This window comes from Pseudomonas sp. RW10S2 (genome assembly GCF_014268985.1).
Lineage (GTDB): Bacteria > Pseudomonadota > Gammaproteobacteria > Pseudomonadales > Pseudomonadaceae > Aquipseudomonas > Aquipseudomonas wayambapalatensis.
The window spans coordinates 1-13428 of sequence record NZ_JABWRO010000140.1 but is presented as its reverse complement, the minus strand read 5'-3'; the positions used below and the strand labels follow the sequence as shown (position 1 = coordinate 13428).

The 13428-nt window shown below is 63.1% G+C and carries 12 protein-coding genes; 1 reads left to right on the top strand and 11 read right to left on the bottom strand.

Annotated features, from left to right (window positions below; all coding sequences use genetic code 11):
- Positions 1-22: 22 nt before the first annotated feature.
- The 3 genes from HU729_RS22680 to HU729_RS22670 all read right to left on the bottom strand — a co-directional run bounded on the left by HU729_RS22680 (position 23) and on the right by HU729_RS22670 (position 3551).
- On the bottom strand, positions 23-1342 hold the full coding sequence (locus HU729_RS22680; RefSeq protein WP_186711609.1) for a hypothetical protein: 1320 nt from the start codon (positions 1340-1342) through the stop codon (positions 23-25).
- A gap of 88 nt (positions 1343-1430) precedes the next feature.
- A complete protein-coding gene (locus tag HU729_RS22675) occupies positions 1431-2762 on the bottom strand; it encodes a hypothetical protein (protein ID WP_186711608.1) in 1332 nt (443 codons plus the stop codon).
- Between the two features lie 132 nt (positions 2763-2894).
- The gene (locus tag HU729_RS22670; protein ID WP_186711607.1) at positions 2895-3551 is read right to left on the bottom strand and encodes a LuxR family transcriptional regulator; all 657 of its coding nucleotides are present in this window, start codon (positions 3549-3551) and stop codon (positions 2895-2897) included.
- Positions 3552-3757: 206 nt separating this feature from the next.
- On the opposite strand from HU729_RS22670, the gene hisN reads away from it, so the two are divergent.
- Positions 3758-4549 (top strand): histidinol-phosphatase, encoded by a 792-nt coding sequence (gene hisN, locus HU729_RS22665; RefSeq protein WP_186664883.1) that lies wholly within the window; start codon positions 3758-3760, stop codon positions 4547-4549.
- A 3-nt stretch (positions 4550-4552) separates the two neighbouring features.
- Here the strand turns inward: hisN and HU729_RS22660 are convergent, their stop codons facing one another.
- The 8 genes from HU729_RS22660 to HU729_RS22625 all read right to left on the bottom strand — a co-directional run bounded on the left by HU729_RS22660 (position 4553) and on the right by HU729_RS22625 (position 13170).
- The gene (locus tag HU729_RS22660) at positions 4553-4828 is read right to left on the bottom strand and encodes a peptidylprolyl isomerase (RefSeq protein WP_054890650.1); all 276 of its coding nucleotides are present in this window, start codon (positions 4826-4828) and stop codon (positions 4553-4555) included.
- Between the two features lie 34 nt (positions 4829-4862).
- Positions 4863-6809, bottom strand: a complete 1947-nt coding sequence (locus tag HU729_RS22655) for an acetoacetate--CoA ligase (protein WP_186711611.1) — start codon at positions 6807-6809, stop codon at positions 4863-4865.
- Positions 6810-6876: 67 nt separating this feature from the next.
- Positions 6877-7647, bottom strand: a complete 771-nt coding sequence (gene hbdH / locus HU729_RS22650; RefSeq protein WP_186664877.1) for a 3-hydroxybutyrate dehydrogenase — start codon at positions 7645-7647, stop codon at positions 6877-6879.
- Positions 7648-7713: 66 nt separating this feature from the next.
- A complete protein-coding gene (locus tag HU729_RS22645; RefSeq protein WP_186664874.1) occupies positions 7714-8730 on the bottom strand; it encodes an ABC transporter permease in 1017 nt (338 codons plus the stop codon).
- Entirely contained in the window at positions 8730-9788 is a 1059-nt protein-coding gene (locus HU729_RS22640) for a microcin C ABC transporter permease YejB (protein ID WP_186711606.1), read from the bottom strand. The genes HU729_RS22645 and HU729_RS22640 overlap by 1 nt, the downstream gene beginning before the upstream one ends.
- Positions 9785-11584 carry an extracellular solute-binding protein gene (locus HU729_RS22635; RefSeq protein ID WP_186711610.1) on the bottom strand — a complete coding sequence of 600 codons (1800 nt, stop codon included), beginning with the start codon at positions 11582-11584 and terminating at the stop codon, positions 9785-9787. The genes HU729_RS22640 and HU729_RS22635 overlap by 4 nt, the downstream gene beginning before the upstream one ends.
- A gap of 163 nt (positions 11585-11747) precedes the next feature.
- Positions 11748-12029, bottom strand: a complete 282-nt coding sequence (locus HU729_RS22630) for a peptidylprolyl isomerase (protein WP_054890645.1) — start codon at positions 12027-12029, stop codon at positions 11748-11750.
- 79 nt (positions 12030-12108) lie between these two features.
- Entirely contained in the window at positions 12109-13170 is a 1062-nt protein-coding gene (locus HU729_RS22625; RefSeq protein WP_186664868.1) for a 3-deoxy-7-phosphoheptulonate synthase, read from the bottom strand.
- Between the last annotated feature and the right edge of the window lie 258 nt (positions 13171-13428).

Below are 13428 nucleotides of genomic sequence, written 5' to 3'. Positions count from 1 at the left end.
CGCAAAAACGTTCAATGGGGCGTTAATCGAGGACTTTGAACATTATTGGTTCCTTGCTCGAAAACACGTTGCCTACCCCACGGATTTCATTGCCGTTCAAAAACATGTGCTTGAATGCCACCACACCCGAAAGTACGAACCTGCCGTCACCGTTAAACGTCAGGTCCGCGTTGCCCGCCCAACTGAATCGATAGATCATCGCCACGAGGGGGTCAGGGGATGTACCGAGCTGCATGTCACCGGTCAAACCGACGAGGATACGGTTCTTCGCATCGACGGCGATATGTGGTGAGGAAATATACACCGCGTTTTTTACCGCATCGTTCCTACTCGTGAATGTACTGTCACGTTCTCCTGACAAGAGGTAAGCGTCCAACTTCAGCAGCGGCTCAGATTGGTGGTCATTCTTTTTTGTGTGTGTTAATGGGTCCATAGAAGCGATCAGGATTCGCTCTTGATGTACGTGCATGCAGCTATTTTTATAAGCAAGACCCGGCATTTCAACGTAGCCGGAATCGTTGAATGTCTTGTCGAGCATTCCCGAGTCGGTGAACTTCGTCAGGTAAGCCTGTTGTTCTCTGTAGGCCAGCATGATAAATCCACCGCCCTCGAAGAAATGGACATCGACCGGCTCCCATGGCTTGCCTTCCAGGGGCTGCAGCGGGAGAACCGACAGCAGCTTCCCTGTGTCTTGAGCAAATTTGGAAATCCAACTTTTGAACGGTGGATCCTCAGACTCGTGGTAGCTACTGGATACTGACCACAGCGCGCCATTGATGAGTTGGGCCTCTCCACTGTTCACATCGTAGACGTGTTTTTCTGGTGTTTCGGTATGTCCGGCGGCGGGCGCTTCAGACTTGCGCGGCGCGCGGCGATCGGGGCTGTTCTTGGCCAAGTCTGCTGGTTTGATTGTCGCAATACCATTTTCGCCGAATCCTTCCTGCGGTTTCAGATTTGTCTCGAAACAACCAACGGCTGAAGTGTGGACGATGGGATTGTGCTCTTCGGATGGCCAGCGTATATCCGGCACGTAACAGGCTATCCGGTCGAGTTGGTTGTATTTGAGTCGGAAGAAATAGTTGGTATTCTGTTGGTTTTCATCGGGCAGGATGACGTGTTCCAGATGGGTCCGTTTGCCGTCTTGATTGAAGCTGGCCAGGTAGTTTTCTTTCTTCTCGTGAGTCTGGATAACATGCACGCTCCCGCCATCTTGCAGGCCCGCAGAGTCGATGATTTCAAAACCGCGATCCTCATCGAGTGGACGCAACTCCACGATGCCCCCAACTCCGAAATTCGGGTCCAGTTGCCCTGCTTTATCGCCGGTATTATCTGTCGTTTTCATGAGGCTTACTCTCGTTGGCTGGTAAGTGGTAGGAACTATTCACGGTACTGGCAAGAGTCTGCGGTACGCAGGGTGCTGCAGAAGCCGGTCAGTCGTGCAGCTTGAGCACCCTTTCCAAGAAGTACGGGCCGCTGGTAGGGAACAGCGTCAGGATGTGTATGCCGTGCCCACTGGCCAACACCTTGTTCGCCGTCCTGTAGTCAGGGCCACCGTCAAAGAGGCCCTCGTTGCCGAAGGCGCTGTCGAACTCTCCCGACCGTGTCAGGCGATACACATGCAAACGGCCGACGTTGATGGCGGTGAGCAGGGCGCCACCGAGCAAAATGCGACCCTGATCATCGATGTGAAGCTCGCCCAGGGCCAGGCCATGGCCGTCGCTGCCGAGCATCAGGGGGTGGCCGCTATTGAAGGTCGTGTCGTTCGTACCGGACTCGGTCAGTACGAACACTGTCGTGGGTTGTTGGAGCTGGAATTCCACGCCCCGGGACACAGCGATCCGACCGTTCCTTGCGAACATGCCGAGGCGCATGCTTCCTTCAAAGGCGAACAGTTCCCGCTGACCCTGGTCATCATTGAAGCGTTCATCGGCGATGGCGTGTCGGTCGTAACGCCTCACGATGACTCGCTTGGTGGCGTTCTCTGCTAGCACCAGGAAACTACCGTCGGCGAAGAAGTGCGCACGCAAGACCCGCAACGAAAAACCAGCCTTGTCGGTCAGTGGCAACATGCCGAGATCACGCGCCTCGCCGAGCTCAGGTGCCAGCTCGCCAGTCACGGGGTTGAAGACCGCCAACCAGCTTTCAGTGTGCTCGTCGTTCCCGTCGCCGAGGGTGTAGGGGAAGATGGCTCGCAACAAGCCGTTCGCTAATACCGGTGGGCGCTCCTCGGACGACAGAAGCGCTTTCGTCGAGCGCTTGATCCGATGCTTTTTGGGGTCACCTACGTCACCCTTCTGCCAACCTTCGCCCGGGTCTGGTAAAGCATGACCGTTATCGCCAAAAGACGTTACCGGTTGGAAGCTTTCATCAAAACGGCTGATACCGACGAAGTTCAGATAGCGTTCGAATTCGGCATCGAAATAGGTGGGCACGCCAACGGCGAAATAGGTCTGCTGGCCATTGATCGTGGCGCCGACAAGCCCTTTGAAGTCCAGTGCCTCATCGGGCAGATTCGCAGCGTCTACGACCACATGGCCGGTGCTTTCGTCCCAGTGGCCATCGGCGTTGAGCCGGGTGAGCAATCCTGGGCTGGAGTCTGCGGGGTTACGGCCGAATACCACCAGCCTCCCCTTGGCGTCGAGGGTTGATGGCCCGACCTGGAGAGAGGCCATGTCCGGGTTGTAGGGAGGCTCGGGCGGAACATTGGCCACTCCTTGCGTGCCGTAGGCGTGGTCAGGCGTGCCGGAAGACTGCACAGACATGCTGATGAGCTCCACCGTGTGAGGGTGGCTAGAAACTAACGCAGTCGATGTGGCACTCCAACTGGCAAAAATGATAGGTGGGGTACTGCGCCACATCGGCGGCGGGGATTGAATACCCCGGCTGCGGATGGCTTAGAGGGGTATCGATGGATGGGCGCCATACATCCAGCGCATCAACGAATGCCGCCCGCTGATCCCCAGCTTGATCGCCGCGCGACGCAGGTAGCTTTCCACCGTATTGACCTTCAACTGCAGGCGTTCGGCCTGCTGCGGTGCAGTGTGACCGGCCAGCAGGCCCAGGCAGACCTGCATTTCCCGTTCTGACAGTGCAAGGCCAGTCTGGCCCAGGCGCTCGCGGAAACGCTCCTGCAGGCTATCGCTCTGTCGTTCGCTGATGCTGGGCTGCAAGGCATCCAGGTGCTTTTGCAACATGGGCAGCAGCAGCGGCGAGATATCCTGCAGGCAGTCGCGCTCGCGCGGCGAGAAGCTGGCGCGATCAGCGCGCAGGACGTGCAATTCGTAGTGATAATCGGCAGTGCGGCGCACCAGATGCAGACGGGCCGGGTCCAGAAGCTCGTCGCAGGCGGGTTCGCCGGTGCTGAACACGGTTTCACTGAGCAGGGTGGTGCTGTCGTGCAAACCGGGTGAGGCCAGGCGCACCTGGCGGATATGCGTAGCATCGATGCTCAGGTGAGTCTGGATCAGGTCATGCAGTAGGCGCGGGAATTGGCGGCTGCCGGTGCTGGCTATGACTTTGCCGATCTGCGGAAAGAGCAGGTGAGAATTCATCGTATCGTCCATGAGTAGCGGTAATCCGAAAGTCGCGATATGGCTTTTGGCCATTATTTGGGCGCGACTGCTTGCTATCCTAGTACAACGATTCAGCTCCCGCTTGATGAAATGGTCATAACCCCATGCCCGAAAGTGAGGTGCTTGTGCGCCTGCGCCGCTGGGCTGGGGTATCATGGCCGCCTTTTTCCTACGAGGCCCGCCCCATGTCCCTGAACGCTGAGCAGATCACAGAATTCCGTGCTTTTGCCGAGCAATTGGCCGATGCCGCTGCCTTGGCGATCCAGCCGTATTTTCGCGCGAGCCTGGAGGTCGAGGACAAAGGCGGGCGCCTGTACGATCCGGTGACCGAGGCTGACAAGGCCGCCGAAGACGCCATGCGTGCGCTGATCCAGGCGCGGTATCCGGCGCATGGCATCCTGGGCGAGGAGCAGGGTGTGGCACAGGGCAGCAGCCCGTTGACCTGGGTGCTGGACCCGATCGATGGCACCCGGGCCTTCATCACCGGCCTGCCGCTGTGGGGCACGCTGATTGCCCTGAACGATGGCGAGCAGCCGGTGGTGGGGGTGATGAACCAGCCCTTTACCGGCGAGCGTTTCGTCGGCACGCCCGAGGGCGCCTGGCGTAGCGGTACACCGCTGAAAACCCGCGCCTGTGGGGCGCTCGAGGCGGCCACGCTGATGTGCACCACGCCGGACATGTTCGACACTCCGGCGCGCAAGGCGGCATTCGAGCACGTGGCGGGGCGGGCGCGACTGATGCGTTATGGGGGCGACTGCTACGCCTATTGCATGCTGGCGTCGGGGTTTGTCGATGTGATCGTCGAGGCGAGCCTGCAACCCTACGACGTGCAGGCACTGATGCCGATCATCGAAGGGGCGGGCGGTGTGATCACGGCGTGGGATGGCAGCTCGGCGCAGAACGGTGGCTGCATCGTGGCCTGCGGCGATCCAGCGCTTCATACACAGGTCGTGGAGATGTTGCGCGCAGCGATGTAACGCTCAGTCGCGGTAGAACACCTGCACCAGGTGATAACCGAACTTGGTCTTGATCGGCCCATGCACCACGCGCAGGGCCTTCTTGAAGATCACCTGGTCGATGGCGCCGACCAGCTGGCCAGGACGCACCTCGCCCAGGTCGCCACCGCGCTTGCCCGATGGACAGGTCGAGAACTTCTTCGCCAGCACGTCGAACGCCTCGCCCTTGGCCAGGCGTTGCTTGAGTTGTTCGGCCTCATCGGCGGTCTTGACCAGGATATGGCGCGCTTGTGCTTTCATGGGACACCTGTGCTTCGGGCAAAAAAGGGCGCCATTATGCCTGATCGCGCAGCTCGGCGCGGTCACGGAAATACGCCAGCGCCTCGGGGTTGGCCAGGGCATCGGTGTTCTTCACCGCCAGCCCGTGCACCACGTTGCGCACCGCCAGCTCCACCAGCTTGCCGCTGACGGTGCGCGGGATGTCTGGCACCTGGGCAATCACCGCTGGCACATGGCGCGGTGTGGTGTATTGGCGGATCACCTGGCGGATGCGCTGACACAAGGCGTCGTCCAGTTGCAGGCCCTCGCGCAGACGCACGAACAGCACCACACGCACGTCGCCTTGCCAGTCCTGGCCGATGGCGATGCTCTCGAGCACCTCCTCGACTTTCTCCACCTGGCGATAGATCTCCGCCGTACCGATGCGCACGCCGCCGGGGTTGAGCACCGCGTCGGAACGCCCGTGGATCACCAGGCCGCCGCTGCTGGTTTCTTCGGCATAGTCACCCTGTGCCCAGACGCCGGGAAACAGGCTGAAGTAAGCCTCGTGATAACGGCTGCCGTCGGTGTCGCCCCAGAAACCCAGCGGCATCGACGGAAAATGGCGGGTACAGACCAGCTCGCCTTTCTCGCCCACCACCGCCTGGCGTTGTTCGTTCCACACCTGCACGGCCATGCCCAGGCCCCGGCATTGTATTTCCCCGCGCCGTATTGGCAGGGTCGGGTTACCCAGCACGAAGCATGAGACGATGTCGGTACCGCCGGACATCGACACCAGGCGCACATCACGCTTGATCTGACGGTAAACGTAGTCGTAGCTGTGCGGCGACAGCGGCGAACCGGTGGACAGCAACAGGCGCAGGCTGTCGAGGCGGTGGCTGCGTATCGGCACCAGGCCTTGCTGTTCCAGCGTGGCCAGGTACTTGGCGCTGGTGCCGAACACCTGGATGCCTTCGGCGTCGATCAGGTCGAGCAGGCGCTCGGGGCCGGGGTGCAGCGGTGAGCCGTCGTACAGCACCAGGGTGGCACCGACCGCCAGGCCGCTGGCCAACCAGTTCCACATCATCCAGCCACAGGTGGTGTAGTAGAACAGCACGTCGTCGGCCTTCAGGTCGTTGTGCAGGCCGTGTTCCTTCAAATGCTGCAGCAGTACGCCTCCTGCTCCGTGGACGATGCACTTGGGCACGCCGGTGGTGCCGCTGGAATAGAGGACGTACAGCGGGTGGTCGAAGGGCAGGGCAGCAAACTCAGGTTCGCCACCGGCCTGAAAGAAGTCCTGCCAGAGGCTGACCCTGGGTGCGACGAACTCATCGGTGCGCGTCTGCTCGCGGGTGTAGGGCACGACCAGCAGGTGCTCCAGCGCTGGTAACCGGGCGCAGACCTGATTGATCTTCTCGACCTGGTCGATCACCTTGCCAGCATAGTGATAGCCGGCGCAGACGATCAGCAGTTTCGGCGCGATCTGGCCAAAGCGGTCGATGATGCCGTGCAGCCCGAACTCGGGGGACGAGGTGGACCAGATCGCCCCCAGGCTGGCGCTGGCGAGCATGGCCACCAGGGTTTGCCAGGTGTTGGGCATGACCGCGGCGATACGATCGCCTGGCTGGATGCCGGCGGCCTTGAACGCGCGTTGCAGGCCGGCGACCTCGGCGGCGAGCTGCCGGTGGGTGAGCACCTGACGTGTACCGTCCTCGCGCACGGCGATCAGCGCCGGGTGCGTGTCGCGTCGACGCAACAGGTGTTCGGCATAGTTGAGCGTGCCATCTGCGAACCAGCGCGCGTCCGGCATCTGCGGGCCTTCGCTGAGCATCTGCGTCGGCAGATTGTGCCAGCGCACTTCGAAGCACTTGCAGAGCCTCTGCCAGAACGCTTCGCGCTGCTCGATGCTCCAGCGGTGCAGGTCTGCGTAGTTGGCGAGCTGCAGGCCAAGGTCCTGGTTCACCTGTCGGCGGAAGTGGTCCATTCGGCTGGCCTGGACCTGTGCGGGGCTGGGGCGCCACAGTACTCGCTCATGCGAGCCTCCTCGGTCGGTGGGGAATCGACACGGCCTGCTAGTTGAACTCTAGCCCTTACTGCGCCAACCAGCCGCCGTCCACGTTCCACGCGGCGCCACGTACCTGGCTGCCGGCCTCGCTGCACAGAAACAGTGCCAGCTCGCCCAGGTGCTCGGGGGTGACGAAGGCCAGCGAGGGCTGCTTCTCGGCCAGCAGGTCATGCTGGGCCTGCCGAGGGTCGCCGCCTGCCGCTGCGCGGTCGTCGATCTGCTTCTGCACCAGTGGGGTCAGCACCCACCCGGGGCAGATGGCATTGCAGGTGACGTTGCTGGTCGCGGTTTCCAGCGCCACCACCTTGGTCAACCCGATCACCCCGTGCTTGGCCGCCACGTAGGCAGCCTTGCCGGTGGAGCCTACCAGGCCGTGCACCGAGGCAATGTTGATGATCCGCCCCCAGCCGCGTTCGCGCATCCCCGGCAGGGCCAGGCGAGTGCCGTGGAACACGGCCGAGAGGTTCAAGGCGATGATCTTGTCCCAGCTCTGTACCGGGAAGGCCTCCACCGGCGCGACGTGCTGGATGCCGGCGTTGTTGACGAGGATGTCGACGCCGCCGAACTCGCGCTCGGCCAGGGCGAACAGGGCCTCGATCTGCGTCACCTCGGACAGGTCTGCCGGATGGTGGGCGACCTTCACGCCGTGGCGGGCGATCTCGGCGAGCGCCGGTTGCGGATCGCCGAAGCCGTTGAGCAGGATGTTGGCACCTGCCTTGGCCAGTACCTGGGCGATGCCCAGACCGATGCCGCTGGTGGATCCGGTGATGAGTGCCGTCTTGCCGTCTAGAGTCATGTGCCGCTCCTTACACGATGCCGATAGCGTTGAAACGATCAGTGTGTCTTTCAGTCGAGGGCCGAATCAGCGCCGCGGGTCGAACGCCTCCCGCAGCGCATCGCCGATGAATACCAGCAGCGACAGGATCACTGCCAGCGCGAAGAATGCGGTGAAGCCCAGCCAGGGGGCTTGCAGGTGCTGCTTGCCCTGGGTGACCAGCTCACCCAGCGACGCGGTGCCGGCCGGCATGCCGAAGCCGAGGAAGTCCAGCGCTGTCAGGGTGGTGATGGCACCGGTCAGCATGAACGGAATGTAGGTCAGTGTGGCGTTCATGGCATTGGGCAGGATATGCCGCAGCATCACCTGGGTGTCCGGCAGGCCCAGTGCACGGGCGGCCTTGACGTACTCCAGGTTGCGCCCACGCAGGAACTCGGCGCGCACCACGTCGACCAGGGTGAGCCAGGAGAACAGCGCCATGATGCCCAGCAACCACCAGAAATTCGGCTCGACGAAACCGGACAGGATGATCAGCAGATACAGCACTGGCAACCCCGACCATACCTCCAGCAGGCGCTGGCCGAGCAGATCGACCCAGCCACCGTGGTAGCCCTGCAGTGCGCCGGCGGCAACACCGATCAGCACACTGACCAGGGTCAGGGCGAAGGCGAACAGCAAGGAAATGCGTGTGCCATACAGCACCCGTGCGAGCACGTCGCGGCCCTGGTCGTCGGTGCCCAGCCAATTGCTGGCACTGGGCGGGCTTGGGGTGGGCACCTGCAGGTCGTAGTTGGGCGTGTCGGCACTGAAGGGGATGGGGGCGAACAGCATCCAGCCGCCCTGGCCTTCGATCAACTGGCGCACATAGGCGCTGCGGTAGTCGGGCTGGAACGGCAGTTCACCGCCGAACTGCTGCTCGGTGTAGCGCTTGAGCGCCGGGGTGTACAGCTCGCCCTTGTACGACAGCAGCAACGGCTTGTCGTTGGCCACCAGCTCTGCGCCCAGGCTCAGCAGCAGGATGGCAGCGAACAGCCATAGCGACACCCAGCCCAAGCGGTTATGGCGAAAACGCTGCAGGCGGCGCCGGGCGATGGGTGAGAGCATCAGTGCGCCCTCGTGTCGAAGTCGATGCGTGGGTCGAGCAAGGTGTACGACAGGTCGCCGATCAGGCGGATCAGCAAGCCTGCCAGGGTGAAGATGAACAGGGTGCCGAACACGACCGGGTAATCCCGCGAGACGGCCGCTTCATAGCTCATGCGCCCCAGGCCGTCGAGCGAGAAGATCACCTCGATCAGCAATGAACCGGCGAAGAATACCGTGATCAACGCCTGCGGCACCCCGGCCACCACCAGCAGCATGGCATTGCGCAACACATGGCCGTACAGCACCCGGCGTTGGCTCAAGCCCTTGGCCCGGGCGGTGACCACATACTGGCGCGAGATTTCATCGAGGAAGGCGTTCTTGGTCAGCAGGGTGAGGGTGGCAAAGCCGCCGATCACCAAGGCACCGACCGGTAGCACCAGGTGCCAGAAATAATCGGCGACCTTGCCCAGCAGGCTCAACTGGTCGAAGTCCTCCGAGACCAGCCCGCGCACCGGGAACCAGTTCAAGGACGTGCCGCCGGCGAACAGCACGATCAGCAGCAGGGCGAAGAGGAACGAGGGCAGCGCGTAGCCGACCACGATCAGCGCGCTGCTCCAGGCATCGAAACGGCTGCCGTGGCGCACGGCCTTGCGGATACCCAACGGGATCGAGACCAGGTAGGTGATCAGCGTCGCCCAGAAGCCCAGCGACAGGGTAACGGGTAACTTGTCGAGAATCAGGTCGGTAACCTTGGCGCCACGGAAGAAGCTCTGGCCAAAATCGAGCCGGGCGTACTGGCCGAGCATCAGCCACAGGCGCTCCGGGGCGCTCTTGTCGAAGCCGTACTGGCGCTTGATCTCCTCGATCAGCTTGGGGTCAAGCCCACGAGTGGCGCGGGACTCGCCCTGCATCACCTCGACCCGGGTGCCTGGGGCGCCGCCGCCGATGCCTTGCAGGCGCGCGACCGCCTGCTCCACAGGGCCGCCGGGAGCCGCCTGGACGATGGCGAAGTTCACCAGCAGGATCGCCAGCAGGGTCGGAATGATCAGCAGCAGGCGCCGCAGGATATAGGCGGTCATGGTGCAACCTTGGAGCGTTCAGCCATCTGCTGATTGGTCAGCGCCGTTGGGCTGAGTTCCCACCAGGTATCCAGGCCTTCGTCGTAGGCGGCCTGCACCTTGGGCAGGCCGAAGCGGTTCCACCAGACGGTCGAGCTGCCGGGCGGGTAATAGTTTGGAATCCAGTAGTAGTTCCACTGCAGCACGCGGTCCAGGGCGTGGGCGTGGCGCAGCATGTCGGCCTGGGTCGAGGCGCGTACCAGGCCGTCGAGCAGGTGGTCCACCGCCGGGTCCTTGAGCACCATGAGGTTGTTCGAGCCAGGGTCGTTGGCGGCGGCTGAGCCGAAGTAGTTGTACTGCTCCGAGCCGGGTGACAGCGTGACCGGGTAACCGGTGACGACCATGTCGTAGTCGCGCGCCATCAGCCGGTTGATGTATTGGGCCGAGTCGACATTGCGGATGTTCAGCTCGATGCCGATTTGCGCCAGGTTGCGTTTCCAGGGCAAGAGCAAGCGCTCCAGGCCCGATTGCCCGTTGAGGAAAGTGAAGCTCAGCGGCGTGCCTTCGGCGTTTACCAGGCGATCACCCTTAGGGCGCCAACCGGCGGCCTGGAGCAACTCCAACGCCTGCAACTGCTGCTTGCGGATGATGCCCGAACCATCGGTCACCGGTGCCGTGAACACCTGGGTGAAGACTTCGTCGGGGATCTGGCCGCGTAGCGGCTCGAGCAGTTTCAGTTCCTCGGCGTCGGGCAGCTCGCGCGCCGCGAGCGGGGTGTTGGAGTACAGGCTTTGCTGGCGGATGTACAGGTTGCGCATCATCTGCCGGTTGCTCCACTCGAAGTCCCAGAGCATCGCCAGCGCCTGGCGCACACGGCGGTCGCGGAACACCGGCTTGTCGAGGTTGAACACGAAGCCCTGGGCGTTCTGTGGCTTGGCAGGGCCCAGGTGGGCGCGCTGCAGGCGGCCGTCGTCGAGCTGGGCGCCGTTGTAGCCCAGGGTGTAGGCGGTGGCGGAGAACTCGCGGTTGTAATCGTATCCGCCGCCCTTGAGTACCTGGCGGGCAACCTCGGTGTCGCCGAAGTACTCGACGCGCAAGCGCTGGAAGTTGAAGCGCCCGCGGTTGACCGGCAGGTCCTTGGCCCACCAGTCGGGGTCGCGCTCGAAGGTGATGCTGCGGCCGTTGTCGATCCGGCTGATGCGGTAGGGGCCACTGCCTACCGGTTTTTCGAACCCGGCGCCGTTGGCGAAGTCGCGTGTCTGCCAGTCGTGCTCCGGCAGTACCGGCAGGCTTGCCAGGTCCAGCGCGAGGGTGCGTCCGTGGGGTTGCTTGAAATCGAAGCGCACGCTGCGCGGGCCTTCCACGGTGACCCCGGCAACCTCGGCGAACTGCGTGCGGTACTTGAGGCTGCCCTTGCTCATCAGCAGCTCGAAAGTGAAGCGCACATCTTCGGCGCGCACCGGCTTGCCGTCGGCGAAGGTGGCACGCGGGTCGATCTCGAAACGCAGCCAGGCGTCGTCCGGACCACGCTCCATCCGGTGGGCGATCAAGCCATAGACCGTGTACGGCTCATCGAACGAGCGTACCGCCAGCGGGGCATACAACCAGCCATCGACCTCGCTGACACCGGTGCCCTTGTCGATATACGGCAGGATATGGTCGAACTGGCCGATCTCGATGGCCGAGCGCCGCAAGCTGCCGCCCTTGGGGGCGTGCGGGTTGACGTAGTCGAAATGCGTGAAGTTCGCGGGGTAGCGCGGGGCTTCGCCGTAGACGGTGAGGGCGTGGGAGGGGGCGGCCTGGAGGGTCAATGCCAGGCATGACAGCAAGCATCCCACCAACAGACGGCCCAGCCCCCTGCAAGAGCGAGCTTGCCCCGCGATGAGGCGCGGCGAGACATGGGGGGGTACTGAACGGGCCCTGTCGCGGGACAAGCCCGCTCCTACAAGGGCACTGCAGGGGCGGGCGAACAAGACCGAATCAGTCCTGGCGGCTGGTCACTTCCAGCAGGTGGTAGCCGAACTGGGTCTTGACCGGGCCTTGCACAGTGTTGACTGGCGCGCTGAACACCACGGTGTCGAATTCCTTGACCATCTGGCCTGGGCCGAAGGAACCCAGGTCACCGCCCTGGCGGCTGGACGGGCAGGTGGAGTTGGCCTTGGCGATTTCGCCGAAGTCGGCACCGGCTTCAATCTGAGCCTTGAGTTCGTTGCACTTCTCTTCGCTGCTGACGAGGATGTGGCGGGCGGTGGCACGTGCCATGGGAACTGCTCCTTGATGTGAAACGGCAAGCCTAGCGCAATTGGCTGCGAAATGTCTCGCAAGGCTTGCCGTAAGCCTCCTACAACTTATCTGCCGCCTGGCGCAGCAAGGTGTCGGTCGAATCCCAGCCCAGACAGCCATCGGTGATCGACACGCCGTATTTCAACGTGCCCTTGCCCAGCGCCTGGCAGCCGTCGAACAGGTGCCCCTCGAGCATCACGCCGACGATCGAGGTGTCACCGGCCAGGCGTTGGCTCAGCACATCCTCGAATACCGCGGGTTGGCGCGCCGGGTCCTTGCCGCTGTTGGCGTGGCTGCAATCGACCATGATCCGCGCCGCAAGCCCGGCCTTGGCCAGCCCCTGGCGGGCCAGGGCGATGCTGTCGGCATCGTAGTTCGGGCCCTTGTGGCCGCCGCGCAGCACCAGGTGGGTATCCGGGTTGCCGAAGGTCTCGATGATCGCCGGGTAGCCTTGCGCATCCATGCCGAAGTGGCGGTGCGGTGCTGCGGCGCTGCGCATGGCATCGGTGGCGATGGCGACGCCGCCGTCGGTGCCGTTCTTGAAGCCGACGGGCAGCTCCAGGCCGCTGACCATCTCGCGGTGAATCTGCGATTCGGTGGTGCGTGCACCGATGGCCGCCCAGCTCAGCAGGTCATCGAAGTAACCCGCAGCCATCGGCTGGAGCAGTTCGGTGGCGATCGGCAGGCCGCGCTCGAGCATGCCCAGCATCAAGCCCCGGGACAGGGCGATACCGGCGTGCATGTCGTCGCTGCCGTCCAGGTGCGGGTCGTATGCCAGGCCTTTCCAGCCTACGGTGGTGCGCGGCTTTTCCACGTAGGCACGCATCACCAGCAGCAGCTTGTCATCGACTTCACGGCTCAGGGCCGCCAGGCGGTCGGCGTATTCAAGGGCCGAGCGTGGGTCGTGGATCGAGCATGGGCCGACGATCACCAGCAGGCGTGGGTCGCGGCCTTCGAGAATGGCGCGCACGGCCTGGCGATGGGCGTGGACTTGCTGGGCGAGTTCACTGGAAAGCGGCATCTGCTGCTTGAGCAGGTGAGGGCTGGGCAGGCGCTGGCTGACGGAGGTGTTGGCAGCGGCAGGTTGGGTCAGGGGCAGAGCGAGATTCGAAGCTTGCATGGCGTTGTTTCCCTGGGCGGACGGCGGGTGCTTCCCGCGCTGTCGGCCCTATCGAGGTGTTCGACAGGTATTCGGATGATTGCTGTGTGCAGCGTCGCCACCAGTGATGGACCGTACGGAGGCGGCAGGCTGGCCCGAACGGGATTGGCTAAATCGCCAGGCGTAGGTGTCTGCGTAGGGGTAGCTGGTGTAGTTCATGAATCTTTCCTCGGAACGAATGGATGTTTTTCAGGGCCTGTAAACGCAAAACCCCCCCCC